16 protein-coding genes are annotated in these 17,301 nt (G+C 70.3%); 10 read left to right on the top strand and 6 right to left on the bottom strand.

Translation table 11 applies throughout. From position 1 onward, the window contains the following. The first annotated feature begins 11 nt into the window (after positions 1-11). The 3 genes from ABGB19_RS03840 (at position 12) to ABGB19_RS03850 (ending at position 4,972) form a co-directional block, all read left to right on the top strand. Entirely contained in the window at positions 12-1,604 is a 1,593-nt protein-coding gene (locus tag ABGB19_RS03840) for an MFS transporter (RefSeq protein ID WP_347684159.1), read from the top strand. Positions 1,605-1,679: 75 nt separating this feature from the next. Next, entirely contained in the window at positions 1,680-3,206 is a 1,527-nt protein-coding gene (locus ABGB19_RS03845; protein ID WP_347684160.1) for an MFS transporter, read from the top strand. Positions 3,207-3,229: 23 nt separating this feature from the next. Then, entirely contained in the window at positions 3,230-4,972 is a 1,743-nt protein-coding gene (locus ABGB19_RS03850) for a proline--tRNA ligase (protein ID WP_347684162.1), read from the top strand. Positions 4,973-4,991: 19 nt separating this feature from the next. Here ABGB19_RS03850 and ABGB19_RS03855 read toward each other — a convergent pair whose 3' ends face one another. Together ABGB19_RS03855 and ABGB19_RS03860 are read right to left on the bottom strand one after the other, a co-directional pair. Next, positions 4,992-5,462, bottom strand: coding sequence for a ferritin-like domain-containing protein (locus ABGB19_RS03855; RefSeq protein ID WP_347684164.1), 471 nt, complete (start codon positions 5,460-5,462; stop codon positions 4,992-4,994). Next, entirely contained in the window at positions 5,459-5,968 is a 510-nt protein-coding gene (locus ABGB19_RS03860) for a hypothetical protein (protein ID WP_347684712.1), read from the bottom strand. The genes ABGB19_RS03855 and ABGB19_RS03860 overlap by 4 nt, the downstream gene beginning before the upstream one ends. 134 nt (positions 5,969-6,102) lie before the next feature. Between ABGB19_RS03860 and rimP the strand changes: the two genes are divergently transcribed. The 7 genes from rimP (at position 6,103) to ABGB19_RS03895 (ending at position 13,725) form a co-directional block, all read left to right on the top strand. Continuing rightward, positions 6,103-6,636: a ribosome maturation factor RimP gene (rimP, locus tag ABGB19_RS03865; RefSeq protein WP_347684166.1), complete on the top strand. Its 534-nt coding sequence runs from the start codon at positions 6,103-6,105 to the stop codon at positions 6,634-6,636. Positions 6,637-6,639: 3 nt separating this feature from the next. After that, entirely contained in the window at positions 6,640-7,683 is a 1,044-nt protein-coding gene (nusA, locus tag ABGB19_RS03870) for a transcription termination factor NusA (RefSeq protein WP_347684168.1), read from the top strand. 57 nt (positions 7,684-7,740) lie between these two features. After that, positions 7,741-8,133: a YlxR family protein gene (locus ABGB19_RS03875; protein ID WP_347684170.1), complete on the top strand. Its 393-nt coding sequence runs from the start codon at positions 7,741-7,743 to the stop codon at positions 8,131-8,133. Between the two features lie 67 nt (positions 8,134-8,200). After that, entirely contained in the window at positions 8,201-10,936 is a 2,736-nt protein-coding gene (gene infB, locus ABGB19_RS03880; RefSeq protein WP_347684172.1) for a translation initiation factor IF-2, read from the top strand. After that, the gene (gene rbfA, locus ABGB19_RS03885) at positions 10,937-11,440 is read left to right on the top strand and encodes a 30S ribosome-binding factor RbfA (protein WP_347684174.1); all 504 of its coding nucleotides are present in this window, start codon (positions 10,937-10,939) and stop codon (positions 11,438-11,440) included. After that, the gene (locus ABGB19_RS03890; protein ID WP_347684176.1) at positions 11,415-12,413 is read left to right on the top strand and encodes a bifunctional oligoribonuclease/PAP phosphatase NrnA; all 999 of its coding nucleotides are present in this window, start codon (positions 11,415-11,417) and stop codon (positions 12,411-12,413) included. The genes rbfA and ABGB19_RS03890 overlap by 26 nt, the downstream gene beginning before the upstream one ends. Then, positions 12,379-13,725 (top strand): MATE family efflux transporter, encoded by a 1,347-nt coding sequence (locus ABGB19_RS03895; protein WP_347684178.1) that lies wholly within the window; start codon positions 12,379-12,381, stop codon positions 13,723-13,725. The genes ABGB19_RS03890 and ABGB19_RS03895 overlap by 35 nt, the downstream gene beginning before the upstream one ends. Before the next feature lie 92 nt (positions 13,726-13,817). On the opposite strand, the gene ABGB19_RS03900 is transcribed toward ABGB19_RS03895, so the two are convergent. The 4 genes from ABGB19_RS03900 to ABGB19_RS03915 all read right to left on the bottom strand — a co-directional run bounded on the left by ABGB19_RS03900 (position 13,818) and on the right by ABGB19_RS03915 (position 17,284). Continuing rightward, a complete protein-coding gene (locus ABGB19_RS03900; protein WP_347684180.1) occupies positions 13,818-15,119 on the bottom strand; it encodes a sigma-70 family RNA polymerase sigma factor in 1,302 nt (433 codons plus the stop codon). Positions 15,120-15,151: 32 nt separating this feature from the next. Beyond that, positions 15,152-15,772, bottom strand: coding sequence for a hypothetical protein (locus tag ABGB19_RS03905; protein ID WP_347684182.1), 621 nt, complete (start codon positions 15,770-15,772; stop codon positions 15,152-15,154). A 91-nt stretch (positions 15,773-15,863) separates the two neighbouring features. Continuing rightward, positions 15,864-16,433 carry a class I SAM-dependent methyltransferase gene (locus ABGB19_RS03910; RefSeq protein ID WP_347684187.1) on the bottom strand — a complete coding sequence of 190 codons (570 nt, stop codon included), beginning with the start codon at positions 16,431-16,433 and terminating at the stop codon, positions 15,864-15,866. Positions 16,434-16,522: 89 nt separating this feature from the next. Next, positions 16,523-17,284, bottom strand: coding sequence for an enoyl-CoA hydratase (locus tag ABGB19_RS03915; RefSeq protein WP_347684189.1), 762 nt, complete (start codon positions 17,282-17,284; stop codon positions 16,523-16,525). Positions 17,285-17,301: the final 17 nt, after the last annotated feature.

The raw sequence follows: 17,301 nt of genomic DNA on the forward strand, positions 1-17,301 counted from the left end.
AGGTAACCCGCATGACGGCTCTCAATGACGCAGAGCGTGCTGCCATGCGCCGTGACGCCGAGGGTGGGGCAAACCGTTCGTCACCGTCGCACTTCCAGGACCGTGCTGTGCGGTCCGCGGCGCAGCGGACCAGCAGGTACCCGGCCTGGTTGCCGTCGCGGCGGTTCATCGCCGCGGTCATCGCGATCGGCGGCATGCAGCTGCTCGCCACCATGGACAGCACCGTCGCCATCGTCGCCCTTCCTAAGATCCAGGACGAGCTGAGCCTGTCCGACGCCGGCCGCAGCTGGGTCATCACCGCCTACGTGCTGACCTTCGGCGGGCTGATGCTGCTCGGCGGCCGACTGGGCGACACGATCGGGCGCAAGCGGACCTTCATCGTCGGCGTCGCGCTGTTCACCATCGCCTCGGTCCTGTGCGGGCTCGCCTGGAACGAGGCCACGCTGGTGACCGCCCGGTTGCTGCAGGGCGTCGGCGCGGCGATCGCGTCACCGACCGCTCTCGCGCTGATCGCGACGACGTTCCCGAAGGGCCCGGCCCGCAACGCGGCCACCGCGATCTTCGCCGCGATGACCGGCGTCGGCTCGGTGATGGGCCTGATCGTCGGCGGCGCGCTGACCGAGGTGTCCTGGCGGTGGGCGTTCCTGATCAACATCCCGATCGGGCTGCTGATGATCCACCTGGCCCGCAAGACGCTGCGCGAGACGCACCGCGAGCGGCTCAAGCTGGACGCCACCGGTGCCATCCTGGCCACCCTCGGTTGCACGGCCGCGGTGTTCGGCTTCTCGATGGGGCCCGAGCAGGGGTGGCTGTCGCCGGTCACGCTCGGTTCGGGGCTGGCCGCCGGGACGTTCCTGCTCGCCTTCCTCTACGTCGAGCGCACGGCCGACAACCCGGTGATGCCGTTCGACCTGTTCAAGGACCGCAACCGCGTAGCGACATTCGCGGCGGTGTTCCTTGCCGGCGGCGTGATGTTCACGCTGACCGTGCTCATCGGCCTGTATGTCCAGGATATCATGGGCTACAGCCCGCTTCGGGCAGGCATCGGGTTCATCCCGTTCGTCATCGCGCTGGGTATCGGCCTCGGCCTGTCGTCGCAGTTGGTGCAGAGGTTCCCGCCGCGATTGCTGGTGATCGCCGGAGGCGTGCTGGTGCTCGGGGCGATGATCTACGGGTCGACGCTGGACGCCGACATCCCGTACTTCCCGAACCTGGTTCTGCCTATCACGGTGGGCGGCATGGGCATCGGCATGATCGTGGTGCCGCTGATGCTGTCGGCGATCGCCGGTGTGGGCTTCGACCAGATCGGCCCGGTGTCGGCCATCGCGCTGATGCTGCAGAACCTCGGCGGGCCCGTCGTGCTCGCGGTCGTCCAGGCCGTGATCACTTCGCGCACGCTGTATCTGGGCGGCACCAACGGTCCGGTCAAGGACATGAACGCCGCGCAGCTGCACGCCCTGGACCAGGGCTACACCTACGGCTTGCTGTGGGTGGCCGCGGTCGCGGTCATCGTCGGCTGCGTGTCGCTGTTCATCGGCTACACCGCCTCGCAGGTGGCGCACGCGCAGGAAGTCAAGGACGCCATCGATCAGGGAGAGCTTTAGCTCGACATTGAGCCAGGGCGAGCTGTAACCCGACCCTGACCACGCCGGGATCACTTCTCGGTAGGCTGGCTGTCCATGTCTGCGGTCGGTGGTTCCTCGGAGTCGACGGATCGCGTCACCTCGTCTTCCGGGCCGGCGTCCGCGCCCCTCGCGTCATCCGTGCTCGGCCCGGCGATCTTCGCGATCACCGGCATGCAGCTGATGTCGACGCTCGACGGCACCATCGTCATCGTCGCGCTGCCGCGCATGCAGGCCGAACTCGGCCTCACCGACGCGAGCAAGAGCTGGGTGATCACCGCCTACGTGCTGGCGTTCGGCGGTCTGCTGCTGCTCGGCGGGCGCGTCGGCGACGCAATCGGCCACAAGCGCGCGTTCCTGTCCGGTGTCGGTGTCTTCACCATCGCCTCTCTGGTGTGCGGGTTGGCGACCGATCCGACCACGCTGATCGCGGCCCGCGCGGTGCAGGGCATCGGCGCGGCGGTGTCCGCGCCGACGGGGCTGGCGCTGATCGCCACGACGTACGCGGTCGGCCAGGCCCGTAACCGCGCGCTGGCGGTGTCGGCGGCCATGCAGGGCATCGGCTCGGTGCTCGGTCTGGTGCTCGGCGGTGCGCTGACGGTGATCTCCTGGCGGCTGGCGTTTCTCATCAACATCCCGATCGGCATCGTCATCATCGCCATCGCGGTCACCCGGCTCGCCGAGACGCACCACGAGCGGCTCAAGCTCGATGTCACCGGCGCACTGCTGGCCACGCTGGGCTGCGCGTCGGCGGTGTTCGTGTTCACCCAGGGACCGCCACGCGGCTGGGTCGACCCGTGGGTGATCGGCGGGGGCGTCGCGTCGGCGCTGTTCTTCATCGCCTTCTTGATCGTCGAGCGCACCGCCGAGCACCCGATCGTGCCGTTCTCGGTGTTCGACAACCGCAACCGGGTGATGACGTTCATCGCGCTGTTCCTCGCCGGCGGCGTGCTGCTGACGCTGACCGTGATGATCGGGCTGCTGGTGCAGGACGTGCTCGGCTACTCCGCGCTGCGGGCGGGGATCTGCTTCATCCCGTTCGCGCTCGCTTTCGGCGTGGGCACCGCGGTCGCCGCCCGGTTGGCCCCGCTGGTGGCGCCGCGCTGGCTGGTCATCGGCGCGGGGGTGTTCGTGCTCGGCGCGATGCTGTACGGCTCGACGTTGGATCGGCACATCCCGTACTTCCCGGACCTGTTCGCGCCCATCGTCATCGGCGGCTTCGGCATCGGCGCGATCGCGGTGATACTCCCGCTGTGCGCGGTCGCCGAGGTCGGCCCGCGCGAGATCGGCCCCGTCGCATCGATCACGCTGATGGTGCAGAACCTCGGCGGGCCGGTGGTGCTCGTCGTCATCCAGGCCGTGCAGACGTCGCGCACGCTGTATCTCGGCGGCACCACCGGCCCGGTGAAGGACATGACGCCCGCCCAACTCGACGCGCTGGGCGCCGGTTACACCTACTCGCTGCTGTGGGTGGCGGGCGTCGCGGTGATCGTCGGTGTCGTCGCATTCTGGATCGGCTTCACGGCGCGCCAGATCGCCAGGGCGCAGCACACCCGCGAGGCGGTGGAGGCAGGCGAGCTGTAGGCGCATCAGTAAGGTGATCGCCTGTGATCACCCGCATGTCGGAGCTGTTCCTGCGCACGCTGCGTGACGACCCGGCCGACGCCGAGGTGCCCAGCCACAAACTGCTGATCCGCGCCGGCTACATCCGGCCCATCGGGCCGGGGCTGTACAGCTGGCTGCCGCTCGGGCTGCGCGTGCTGCGCAAGATCGAGAACGTCGTGCGCGCCGAGATGACCGCGATCGGCGGGCAGGAGATCCTGTTCCCGGCGCTGCTGCCGAAGGCCCCGTACGAGACCACCAACCGCTGGACCGAATACGGCGACGGCGTCTTCCGGCTACAGGACCGCCGCGGCAGCGACTACATGCTGGGGCCGACGCACGAGGAGTTCTTCACCATGACGGTGAAGGGGGAGTACAGCAGCTACAAGGACTTCCCGCTGCTGCTGTTCCAGATCCAGACCAAGTACCGCGACGAGGCCCGGCCGCGGGCCGGCATCCTGCGCGGACGTGAGTTCGTCATGAAGGACTCGTACTCGTTCGACACGTCCGACGACGGCCTGAAGGCCCAGTATCTGGCGCACCGGCAGGCATACCAGCGGATCTTCGACACGCTGGGCGTGCGCTACGTCATCGTCTCGGCGATGTCCGGCGCGATGGGCGGCAGCGCGTCCGAGGAGTTCCTCGCCGAGAGCGACATCGGCGAGGACACGTTTGTGCGGTGCCTCGAGTCCGGATACGCCGCGAACGTCGAAGCGGTACCGACGGCCAGGCCCGGCGCTGTGCCGATCGACGGCCAACCCGAGGCCAAGGTGTACGACACTCCCGGAACCCCGACGATCGCCACGCTGGTCGACTGGGCCAACAGCGCGCTGGACCGGGACGTGACCGCGGCCGACACCCTGAAGAACGTGATGCTCAAGACCCGTCTGCCCGGCGGCGAGTGGGAACTGCTGGGCATCGGTGTTCCCGGTGACCGCGAGGTCGACGACAAGCGTCTGGGCGCCGCGCTCGAACCGGCCGAGTACGCGCTGCTCGACGACGCCGACTTCGCGAAGTACCCGTTCCTCGCCAAAGGCTACATCGGCCCGAAAGCGTTGCTGGCCAACGGAGTTCGCTACCTGGTCGACCCGCGGGTGGTCGACGGCACGTCGTGGATCACCGGCGCCGACGAGCCGGGCAGGCACGTCGTCGGCCTGGTCGCCGGGCGGGATTTCGTCGCCGACGGCACCATCGAGGCCGCGGAGGTGCGCGACGGGGACCCGTCCCCGGACGGGGCCGGACCGCTGGTGTCGGCGCGCGGCATCGAGATCGGCCACATCTTCCAGCTGGGCCGCAAGTACACCGACGCGTTCGAGGCGGATGTGCTCGGCGAGAACGGCAAGCCGGTGCGGTTGACGATGGGCTCCTACGGTATCGGGGTGTCGCGCCTCGTCGCGGTGATCGCTGAACAGCACCATGACGACATCGGGCTGCGCTGGCCGTCGTCGGTGTCGCCGTTCGACGTCCACCTGGTGATCGCGAACAAGGACGACGCCGCGCGCGCCGGCGCCCTGGAGTTGGCCGGCGAACTGGACCGGCTGGGCGTCGACGTGCTGCTCGACGACCGGACCGCCTCGCCGGGGGTGAAGTTCAAGGACGCCGAACTGCTCGGCGTGCCGTGGATCGTGGTCGTGGGCCGCGGCTGGGCCGACGGTGTGGTCGAATTGCGCAACCGGTTCTCCGGCGAAACCCGCGAGATCGCCGTGGGCACTGCGGCTTCCGACATCGCGACCGCGCTCACCTCTTGAGCGCTCGGCGGCTGCGGGCCTACTCGTTGCCGCCGGGGAACGCGACGGTGACGGGGGAGACGCCGAGGACGCGGCTCCAGCGGGCGGCCATCACCGCGCACTGCGAGAGCGCCACCACGCCGAACGCACGGTCCTGCTCGGTGGTGGCCTGCTCGACGACCGCGCGCCACGCGACGGCGGCGTCCTCCTCCATTCGCAGCGCGAGCTTGGCGGCGTCGGTGGGGGTCTCGACCTTCATCGGGAGCTGATATCCCGCCGCGGGCAGCGGTCCCTCGATTGACCGGTCGCCCAGCATGGCCAGCCCGGCCTCGCGGCGTTCGCGGTGCTCGGCCATCGCCTTGGCGACGAGGTCGTTGTCGTCGGGCGTCGAGTGGGCCGACACGATGCCGTAGCCGTAGATGGTGGCGTGCTCGGTCGCGACCGCGTCGAACAGCGCTCCGTCGGCGGCGTTCGGCGGGCGGGCCGGAACGGTGGGTTCGGCCGACGTCATCGCGGCCTCCCGGGTGGCACGAGGGCGACGGTGTACGCCGCGGTGCAGGCCGCCGCGATCGACGCGACCAGCCCCGCGCGGTAGCCCGTCAGCTGGGCCGCCAACTCGGCGGCGCTTTCCGCCGACGCGCGCAACGCGTTGACGGCGTCCTTGGCGGTGGGCGGCTTGGCCGGTTCGGCGGTGGTGCTGGTCGGTGTCGCGGTGGGCGCTTGCGCGCCGCGCATACGGACCAACTCGTCGGACAGGGCCTGCGCGTGCGCCGACCGCTCGGCGGCCACCGCGGTCAGCGCCTGGGCGATCGGCCCGCGCTCCTCGGCGGCGGCGTCGGTGGCCAACTGGCTGTCGGTGCGGGCGCGCTCGAGCTGTGCGGCGAGCTCGTCGACCTCCGGAGGCGGTGGCGGCGACCCGCACCCGGCCGCGGTCGCACCGAACAGCGCGAGCGCCGCCGCGGAAGTCAGTACGCGTCGCCTGCTGACGGTCGGCGGGGGGCTCGGCACGAGCAATATCTTGCCATTGGGGTCTGGCCGCCCCGGTGCGAGTTTGGCGATTGGAGCGGCGGCGCTGGCGTATCGTGGGGAGTTGGTTCCAAGGTTGTGCCGCGAGGAATCAGGTCCGGACAACTCAAGATGAGGAGCTCGCCGTGACGGAGCGTTCTGCGGGATTGCCGTCGCAGGAACAGGTGATCGAGCTACTCGACGACCAGTTCGCGCGCGCGGGTTACGAAATTGAGGACGTCATCGTCGATGCCGCCGCGCGGCCACCGCGAATCACCGTGGTCGCCGACGCGGACGGTGGTCTGGACCTCGACGCGATCGCCGAGTTGTCCCGGTCGGCGTCGATGCTTCTGGACGAGGTCGACACCGGCGCGGCGCCCTACGTCCTCGAGGTCACCTCGCCCGGTGTCGACCGGCCGCTGACCACCGAGAAGCACTACCGCCGCGCCCGTGGCCGCAAGGTGGAACTGACGCTGTCGGACGGGTCGCAGGTTTCCGGCCGGCTCGGCGAAATCCACGGCGGGCTCGTGCGATTGGTGGTCCGCGAGGGCCGCCAGCCGAACTTCACCGTTCGTGAATTCCCCCTGGACGGAATCATCAAAGCCATTGTGCAAGTGGATTTCTCGCCTCCCAATCCGCGAGAGCTGGAGCTGGTCGGTCAATCTGGGAAGGAGGGCTGACGCGTGAACATCGACATGGCAGCGCTGCACGCCATCGAGGTGGACCGGGGCATCCCGGTGGGCGAACTGGTCGAGACCATCAAGTCCGCCCTGCTGACCGCCTACCGGCACACCGAGGGACACGCGGCCGAGGCGCGTATCGAGATCGATCGCAAGACCGGCGAGGTCAAGGTGATCGCCACCGAACTCGACGAGGACGGCAACCAGATCAGCGAGTGGGACGACACCCCGGAGGGGTTCGGCCGCGTCGCCGCCACGACCGCGCGCCAGGTGATGCTGCAGCGGTTCCGCGACGCGGAGAACGAGAAGACCTACGGCGAGTTCTCCGCGCGCGAAGGAGACATCGTCGGGGGCGTGATCCAACGCGACGCGCGGGCCAACGCCCGCGGCCTGGTCGTGGTGCGGATGGGCAGCGAGACCAAGGGCTCCGAGGGCGTCATCCCCGCCGCCGAACAGGTCCCCGGCGAGCGCTACGAACACGGCGACCGGCTGCGCTGCTACGTCGTCGGCGTCACCCGCGGCGCCCGCGAACCGTTGATCACGCTGTCGCGCACCCACCCGAACCTGGTCCGAAAGCTGTTCTCGCTGGAGGTGCCCGAGATCAACGACGGGTCGGTGGAGATCGCCGCCGTCGCCCGCGAGGCGGGCCACCGCTCGAAGATCGCGGTCACCTCCCGGGTGCCCGGCCTCAACGCCAAGGGGGCGTGCATCGGGCCGATGGGACAGCGTGTGCGCAACGTGATGAGCGAGTTGTCCGGGGAGAAGATCGACATCATCGACTATGACCCGGACCCGGCGAAGTTCGTGGCCAACGCCCTGTCGCCGGCCAAGGTCGTCTCGGTGACCGTCATCGACGAGGCGGCCCGCGCGGCGCGCGTCGTCGTGCCCGACTTCCAGCTCTCGCTGGCCATCGGTAAGGAGGGGCAGAACGCCCGGCTGGCGGCCCGGCTGACCGGGTGGCGCATCGATATCCGCAGCGACGCGGCGCCCACGGGCAAGGCCGAACCGGGCGCGGACGCGGCGCACGGGGCGGTCCGCGACCGCTGACGCCACCGACCTGCACAGCCGGTTCGGTTCGGCGCATCGGGGACGGTAGACTCAGCTGTGATCCAGCGCGAGACTTCGGCTTCAGCGCATCAACGCAGCCCCGACACCCCTGTCGGGCCGGTGCGGACGTGCGTCGGCTGCCGGAAGCGAGAGCTGGCCGTCGAACTGCTTCGTGTGGTCGCAGTCGGGTCCGGGAACGGTCCCAGCGCCGTGACCGTTGACTCAGCGAGAACGCTGCCGGGGCGGGGTGCGTGGCTGCATCCCGATCCACAGTGCCTCGACGCAGCAATTCGACGGCGAGTGTTCGTTCGAGCGTTGCGCATCACCGGTTCACCGGACGTAACCGCGGTGGTCGAGCACGTCAGCGCTGTGAGCAGCGCGGAAGCGCCCGACACGCCCGGCAAGAGAACAGGTAGCGAAGAACATGAGCACACCGTGAAGTCCCGATGACCATGCGTCATAGCTAACCCGAGGCGCGGCGCCTACCACCGCTGACGCCTCTAGAGATGGAGAAGTAGTGGCAGGTAAGGCCCGTGTACACGAGTTGGCCAAGGAACTCGGTGTCACCAGCAAGGAAGTGCTCGCCCGACTGCGCGAACAGGGCGAATTCGTCAAATCGGCGTCCTCCACCGTGGAGGCCCCGGTCGCGCGCCGGTTGCGCGAATCATTCGGCGGCGGGAAGGCCGCGCCGGAGAAGGCCAAGGCCGACGGCAACGGCGCTGCCGCCAAGGGCGCCGGAACCGCCCCGAAGCCTGCCGCGAAGGCGCCTGCGCCCAAGCCGGCAGCGCCGGTCGTGGAGACCCCGGCCGCGCCGGCCGCACAAGCCGCGCCGCCTCCGTCCGCCGCCGCACCTCCGGCGACCCCGACGGCGCCGCCGACCCGTCCCGGTCCGACCCCCGGCCCGCGACCCGGCCCCGCGCCGAGCGCGCCCAAGCCGGCCCCGCGCGTACCGCGCGTCGGGAACAACCCGTTCTCCTCGCAGCAGCCGGTCGACCGGCCGATGCCGCGCCCCCAAGGCCCCCGGCCCGGTCCCGGTGCGCCACGTCCCGGTGCCCCGCGCCCCGGCGGCGCCACGCCCGGCAACATGCCACCGCGCCCGCCCGGCGCGCGACCCGGCGCAATGGGTCGTCCCGGCGGCACGCGTCCCGGCCCCGGCGGCCGTGGTCCCGGCGGCGGTGGCGGTCGTCCGGGCGGACCCGGCGGTGGCGGCGGCGGTGGCGGTAACTACCGCGGCGGTGGGGCCGGTGGCCCCGGTGGCGGCGGTGGTGGAGCGGCCGCTGGAGGTTTTCGAGGTCGTCCCGGTGGCGGCGGTGGTCGTCCCGGCCAGCGCGGCGGAGCGGCCGGTGCGTTCGGCCGTCCCGGCGGTGCGCCGAAGCGGGGTCGCAAGTCGAAGCGGGCCAAACGCGCCGAATACGAGAACATGCAGGCTCCGGTCGTCGGTGGCGTGCGGTTGCCGCACGGCAACGGCGAGACCATCCGGCTGGCGCGCGGCGCGTCGCTGTCGGACTTCGCCGACAAGATCAACGCCAACCCGGCATCGCTGGTGCAGGCGCTGTTCAACCTCGGTGAGATGGTCACCGCCACCCAGTCGGTCGGCGACGACACCCTCGAACTGCTCGGCAGCGAGATGAACTACAAAGTCCAGGTCGTCTCGCCCGAGGACGAGGACCGCGAGCTGCTCGAGTCCTTCGACCTCACCTACGGCGAAGACGAGGGCGGCGAGGAGGACCTCGAGGTCCGCCCGCCGGTGGTGACCGTCATGGGCCACGTCGACCACGGCAAGACCCGACTGCTGGACACCATCCGCCAGGCCAACGTCCGCGAGGGCGAGGCCGGTGGCATCACCCAGCACATCGGCGCCTACCAGGTGGCGGTCGACCTCGACGGCACCGAACGGCCGATCACCTTCATCGACACCCCGGGTCACGAGGCGTTCACCGCCATGCGTGCCCGCGGCGCCAAGGCGACCGACATCGCGATCCTGGTGGTCGCCGCCGACGACGGCGTGATGCCGCAGACGGTGGAAGCGGTCAACCACGCGCAGGCCGCCGACGTCCCGATCGTGGTGGCGGTCAACAAGATCGACAAGGAGGGCGCGGATCCGTCGAAGATCCGTGGCCAGCTCACCGAGTACGGCCTGGTGCCCGAGGAGTACGGCGGCGACACGATGTTCGTCGACATCTCGGCGAAGAACAACGTCAACATCGAGCACCTGCTCGAGGCGGTCGTGCTGACCGCCGACGCGTCGCTGGACCTGCGGGCCAACCCCGACATGGAGGCCCAGGGTGTGGCCATCGAGGCGCACCTGGACCGCGGTCGCGGCCCGGTGGCGACCGTGCTGATCCAGCGCGGCACGCTGCGGGTGGGCGACTCGGTGGTGGCCGGCGACGCCTACGGGCGCGTCCGTCGCATGGTCGACGAGCACGGCGAGGACGTCACCGAAGCGCTGCCGTCGCGGCCGGTGCAGGTCATCGGTTTCACGTCGGTGCCCGGTGCCGGTGACAACTTCCTGGTGGTCGACGAGGACCGCATCGCCCGGCAGATCGCCGACCGGCGCAGCGCGCGCAAGCGCAACGCGCTGGCCGCCCGCACCCGCAAGCGCATCAGCCTCGAGGACCTGGATTCGGCGCTGAAGGAAACCAGCCAGCTGAACCTGATCCTCAAGGGCGACAACGCCGGTACGGTCGAGGCGCTCGAGGAGGCCCTGCTGGGCATTCAGGTCGACGACGAGGTCGAACTGCGCGTCATCGACCGCGGCGTCGGTGGCGTCACCGAGACCAACGTCAACCTGGCGTCGGCGTCGGATGCGATCATCATCGGCTTCAACGTCCGCGCCGAGGGCAAGGCCACCGAGCTGGCCAACCGCGAGGGTGTGGAGATCCGCTACTACTCGGTGATCTACCAGGCCATCGACGAGATCGAGAGCGCGCTCAAGGGCATGCTCAAGCCGGTCTACGAGGAGAAGGAACTCGGCCGCGCCGAGATCCGGGCGATCTTCCGGTCGTCGAAGGTCGGCAACATCGCCGGCTGCCTGGTCCAATCCGGCATCATGCGCCGCAACGCCAAGGCGCGGCTGCTGCGCGACAGCGTCGTGGTCGCCGAGAACCTCACCGTGTCCTCGCTGCGCCGGGAGAAGGACGACGTCACCGAGGTCCGCGAGGGCTACGAGTGCGGTCTGACGCTGACCTACTCCGACATCAAGGAAGGCGACGTCATCGAGACGTACGAACTGGTCGAGAAAGAGCGCACCTAAATGGCCGATCCGGCACGAGCACGCCGGCTGGCCAAGCGCATCTCCACCATCGTCGCCTCGGCGATCGAGTACGAGATCAAGGATCCACGGCTGGCCGGTGTGACGATCACCGACGCAAAGGTCACCAACGATCTGCACGACGCCACGCTGTACTACACGGTGTTGGGCACGTCGCTGACCGAGGAGCCCGACTACGCGGGTGCCGCGGCGGCGCTGGAGAAGGCCAAGGGCGTGCTGCGCTCGAAGGTCGGCGCCAGTCTCGGTGTGCGGTTCACGCCGACGCTGGCGTTCGAGCGCGACACCGTGCCCGACACCGCGCACCGGATGGAGGAACTGCTGGCCCGCGCCCGCGCCGCGGACGAGGATTTGGCGAGAGTTCGGCAGGGTGCCAAACCCGCCGGCGAGGCGGACCCGTACCGTGTCCCTGGGGGAGAAGGCCAAGAAGTTCCTGGGGAGCCGGACGACTCTGAGGACAGCGGTGACCGCGATAGACAAGACGGCTGACGTTCCGGAGGTGGGCGTCCGCGTCGATGCGCGCGGCGCCGCTGACCTGCTGGCAGCGGCTGAGGTCGTCGGCGTGGTCTGCCACGTCTATCCCGATGCGGACACGATCGGCGCCGGTCTGGCGCTGGCGCTGGTGCTCGACCAGTCCGGCAAGGCGGTACAGGTCAGCTTCGCCGCCCCGGCCGCGTTGCCGGAGTCGTTGCAGTCGCTGCCCGGTGGTCACCTGCTGGTCGGTCCCGACGAGATGCGCCGCGACTCCGACCTCGTCGTGACGGTCGACATCCCCGGTATCAACCGGCTGGGGGCGCTGCGTGAGCTCGCCGACGGGGGCTGCGAGGTGCTGGTCATCGACCACCATGCGTCGAACCAGATGTTCGGCAGTGCCAACTACGTCGACGCGTCGGCGGATTCCACCACGATGCTGGTGGCAGATCTGCTCGACGCGTGGGGCAAGCCGATCGACATCGGGGTGGCGCACTGCCTGTACGCGGGGCTGACCACCGACACCGGATCCTTCCGGTGGGCCACCCCCCGCGCGCATCGGCTGGCCGCCCGGCTCGTCGAGATCGGTGTCGACAACGCCGCCATCAGCCGCGCCCTGCTCGACACCCATCCGTTCGCGTGGCTGCCGATGCTGTCGCGGGTGCTCGGCTCCGCGCAGCTGCTGCCCGACGCGGTCGATGGGCGCGGCCTGGTGTATGCCGTTGTGTCACACCAAGAGTGGGCAAGCGCGCGGCCGGAGGAAGTGGAAAGCATCGTCGACATCGTGCGCACGACGCAGCAGGCCGAGGTCGCGGCGGTGCTCAAGGAGATCGAGCCGTCGCACTGGTCGGTGTCGATGCGGGCGAAGAACTACGACATCTCCGCTGTCGCCAGCGCCTTCGGCGGTGGCGGGCACCGGTTGGCCGCCGGATACTCGGCCACCGGATCCGCCGACGATGTCGTTGAGGCGCTCGTCACCGCTCTTGGCTGAGACGCCGTCGCCGGTCACCGGCCGCCGGATCGCCGGACTCGCGTTACCCGCGCTGGGAGTGCTGGCCGCAGAACCTCTTTACCTCCTGTTCGACCTGGCGGTCGTCGGCCGGTTGGGCGCGCTGACGCTGGCGGGGTTGGCGATCGGCGCGCTGATCCTGGCCACGCTCAGCTCGCAGATGACCTTCCTGTCCTACGGCACCACCGCACGCTCGGCGCGCTTCTTCGGCGCCGGCGATCGGGCCGCCGCGGTGGGTGAAGGGGTGCAGGCGACGTGGCTAGCGCTGGGCCTCGGCATGGTGATTGTGCTTGCAGTGCAAGCGTTTGCGGTGCCGCTGGTGTCGGTGTTGGCGGCCGGCGGCGACATCGCCGGCGAGGCGCTGCCCTGGGTGCGGATCGCGATCGTCGGCGTGCCGGCGATCCTGGTCTCGGCGGCGGGCAACGGCTGGATGCGTGGCGTGCAGGACACCGTGCGGCCGTTGCGGTATGTGGTGACGGGGTTCGCGGTGTCGGCGGTCCTGTGCCCGTTGCTGGTCTACGGGTGGCTGGGCATGCCACGTCTCGAGCTGGCGGGGTCGGCGGTCGCCAATCTGGTGGGGCAGTGGTTGGCGGCGCTGCTGTTCTTGCGGGCGCTGCTGATCGAGCGGGCGCCGTTGGGTCTGGCGCCCGAGGTGTTGCGCGCGCAGGTCGTGATGGGGCGCGATTTGGTGTTGCGCACGTTGGCTTTTCAGGCCTGCTTCGTCTCCGCGGGCGCCGTCGCCGCCCGATTCGGCGCCGCCGCGGTCGCAGCTCACCAGGTCGTGCTGCAGCTGTGGAATTTGCTTGCCCTGGTGCTCGATTCGCTCGCGATCGCCGCGCAGTCGCTGGTCGGGGCGGCGCTGGGCGCGGGACAGCTGGCACACGCGAAGACGGTGGCGTGGCGGGTCACGGTGTTCTCGACGCTGGCGGCCGGGGTGCTGGCGGTGGTGTTCGCGGTCGGCGCGTCGGTGTTTCCCAGCGTGTTCACCGACGACCGCTCGGTGCTCGACGCGATCGGTGTGCCATGGTGGTTCATGGTGGCCCAATTGCCGATCGCCGGAATCGTTTTCGCACTCGACGGGGTGCTGCTCGGGGCGGGCGACGCGACCTTCATGCGCAACGCGACGCTGGTGAGCGCGCTGGTCGGTTTCCTGCCGTTGATCTGGCTGTCGCTGGCCTTCGGCTGGGGGCTGCTGGGCATCTGGGCCGGGCTGTCGACGTTCATGGTGCTGCGGCTGGTATTCGTCGGCTGGCGCGCCTTCTCCGGCCGCTGGCTGGTCCCCGGCACCGCCTGACTTTCTCCGCGAGCGTGCGTGCGCCCACGACACGCCGCGGAATTTCAGCTGGTTGTGCACGCTCACGAACGCCGAGCGTGCACAACCTGCCGTCACGGCACGGCCGACCCGCGCGGAGGCTCGCCGGGTGGCGCCACCAGATCGCCCGGACCGGTGATCCCGCCCCCGGGCGGCGGCGGAGGAGGCGGCGGCTGCGGGGGCCACTCGGGCCACGGCGGCAGCGGCGGTGTGACCGGTGGCGGCTCCGGCGGAATGACCGGCGGCGGGGGATCGGCCGCCGGCGGGGGTTCGGCCGCAGACGGTTCGGCCGTCGGTGTCGTGACACGCGCAGGCGGTGCCGACGTCGGCGGCGCCACCGAACGGGGCGTCGGCTTGACGCTCGGCGTCGGGGTGATCGCAGCGGTCGGCGGTGGCGGCGGGGGCGGCATGGTCTGGCTCACCTCGACCGGTGAGACGGCCGCGTCGTCCTGACCGAACCACAAGAAGATCAGCGCCATCGCCGCGACCAGAGCACCCAGGAACAGCGTGGCCGGCAGCAGGTAACCCTGGTCGCGCCGCTGCCCGGACAACGACCGCGACGCCGACGTCAGCTCGACCTCGGTCAGTGTGCGCTCGCGCAGCCACGCTGGCGCCGGGATGAACACCGGAGCGGCGCCCAGCAGGGCCACCGGGCTGACCAGCCGGCGTCGTTCCTCGTCACAGACGGCACACGACTCGATGTGGCGCGAGATGCGTTTGCGCATCAGCACGGTGAACTGTCCGTCCCAGCCGTCGAGGATCTCTGCCAACTCGGGGCAGCCGCCGGAACTGCGCACCCTCCGGGACACCAGCAGGGCCCCGAGCGAGCGTTGAACGGTTTCGCGCAGCCGGTGCACGATGGTGTTCGCGTTCGCGGGGGTGACCCCGAGTGCGTCGGCGAGGTCGGGACCGCCGAGGCCGTGGCGGAATGCCAACTCCAGCACCGACCGGTCGCGGTCCGACAGCCCGCCCGCCGCCTCGGCGACCAGGTCGGCGAGCTCCATGCGCGCCGCGAGGGTGTCCGGGCTGGGATCCGCGGACGCCGTGTCGGGCAGGTCATCCGACGGTGTCTCGCGGCGCCGCTCGCGGATCCGGCGCAGCACCTCACTGCGCGCGATCGCATACAGCCACGGCCGCAGCCTCTGCGGGTCGCGCAGTTGCCGGAGCCGCGTCGCAGCGATGCAGAAGGTGTCCTGCACACAGTCGGCGGCACCGTCCCGGTCGGCCAGCATCCCGATGCAGAAGTCGTGCAGCCGGTCGGCGTAGCGGTCGTAGATCTGCGCGAACGCACCCTGGTCCCCGGCCGCCGAGGCAGCGACCAGTTCGGCGTCGCTGAGGGGCTGGCCGCCGAGTTCCCAGTCCGGTATAGCCGTCATGGCGTCGCTCTCCCTGATGGGTATGGGTGATGCTACGACCCCAGGTTCAGTGGAGGGACGAAGATCGGCGGCCCCGGATCCGGCAGCGGGTCGGGCTCGGGTGCGGGCGGTTCGGGAAGCTTGAAATCGTCCACCACCGGCGGCGGAGGCGGCTGCGGCGGCTCCTGAGGGTCTTCGCCGGAGGGCTCTTCGGGTGCAGACGGCTGCTCGGGCGTCGGGTGCTGAGCGGGGGCCGGCGGCTGGGCGGGTGGCGCGGTGTTGACGACGACCGTTTGCTCATGCGGCGCGACGGCCGGTGGCGTGTTCACGTCGAGTCCCCGACGGTCATGTGCGGGCGCGACGGACGTCGTCGGCGCGGCACTGTCGGTGACGAGCACAGCGTGCTCGGGTGCGGTGCCGGGCACCACGACCGTCTCCTGAGCGGGTCCCGCGTCGAAGAGCATCAACGCCACCGCGGTGCCGGCGCCGACGCCGACGGCCAGCGCCGTGGCGAGCAGGGCGTGCCGGGCCACCGGCGATCGCTCGTCAACCGGTTCCTCGATGATGCGCTCGTCGGCGACGTACTCGTCCTGCCCGGGCTGTCCGAGCGGGCTGGCCGCCCAGGCGGCCGCGACGGTGGCGGTCTGCGATTGGGTGTCGAGGTGGGTGGTCATGGCTGGTCCTTCGGTATGTGCGCGGCCCCGGTTGGGCTGCGGTTACCGGTAGGAGCGACCAGCCTGCGCTCCTCTGACACTTTTTCGACGACTAGATCTTCGGTGCCCTCGCGACGGCCGCCCAGCCGTAGTCGTTGGTCTTGACCTGTACGTCGCCGAAACCGGCGGCCTCCAGCCGGGCCGGCAGCGTCGCGGGGTCGACGGGGTTGTAGGTGTCGCCCTCGTGGGCGGAGGCCAACTCGTCGCTGCCGAGGCTGTCACCGGCCACCAACGCGGCACCGGGTCGCAGTACCCGCGCGACCTCGGCGAACAGCCGGTCCTGCAGCTCAACTGTTGGCACGTGGTGCAGCATCGTGAAACACGCTGCACCCGTCAAGCTTTGGTTGGCAAAGCCGAGGCGGGTGGCGTCGCCGTTGACGATCTCGATCGACGGCATGCCCTTGAACCGCTCGCGCAGCATCGCGGCCAGGTCGTCGTCGATCTCCACCGCCGTCAGGTGGGCAACCGATGCGCCGAGCACGTCGGTGGTTGCGCCGTAGCCGGGCCCGACCTCCAGCACGTCGTCACCGAGGTCGACGTCGCCGAGCGCCCACGGCAGGATCACCTCGCGGATCATCTGCCGCCATTCGTCGCTGCCGCAGAACTCGTGCGCTTCGTTCACGCTCGTCAGCCTACGAGCGTCAACGAGGCGCTGAGATTTCCGCGGCGTGTCGTGTGCAGAGCACGCGCGCTCGCGCCACAAAGCGGCTTCTAGCGGACCTGGGTGCGGCCGCGATGCAGGACCGCGGCGCGGTTGGCGGCGATGTCGTCGCCGCTGGCGGTGCGCATCCACTCGCGGGCCGACGCCGCTTCGATCCACAGGCCCTCGTTGGTCTGCGCCTCGTCGATGCGGTGGTACGACGCGAGCAGCGCCTGCACGGCGCGCTGGTTGTTGCCGACGATCGACGCGGCGACCTGGCGCGCAATCGCCGGCAGCTCGTCGTGCGGCACCACCTGGGTGACCAGGCCGGTCCGCAACGCCTCCGCCGCCGAGAGGTAGTCGCCGGTGAGGCTCATGCGCCGGGCCATGCCGATACCGACCTTCTGCGGCAACCGCACCGACAACCCCCACGTGGGCAGCAGTCCGACGCGGGCGTGGGTGTCGGCGAAGCGGGCCTGCTCGGAGGCGATCAGGATGTCGCAGTACAGCGCGATCTCCAGGCCACCCGTCACCGCCGCGCCGTTGATCGCCCCGATCACCGGCTTGCTCATCGGCGGCCACTTCGGCGAGATGTCCGGCAGCTCCGTGGTGTCGCCGAGCTCCTTGAGGTCCAGCCCCGCGCAGAACACCGGGTCGGTCCCGGTGACGATGACGACGTCGACGTCGCCGTCGGCCTGCGCGTCGCCCAGCGCGGCGTAGAAGCGTCCGCGCAACTCGGCCGACAGCGCGTTGCGGGCCTGCGGCCGGTTCAGCGTCAGGGTCCGGACCCGGTCCTGCGTCTCGATCAGCAGAATGTTTTCCGAAGAGCTCATCGAATGAACCTATCGTG

Origin of the sequence: Mycobacterium sp. B14F4, assembly GCF_039871645.1 — a bacterium.
GTDB lineage: Bacteria > Actinomycetota > Actinomycetes > Mycobacteriales > Mycobacteriaceae > Mycobacterium.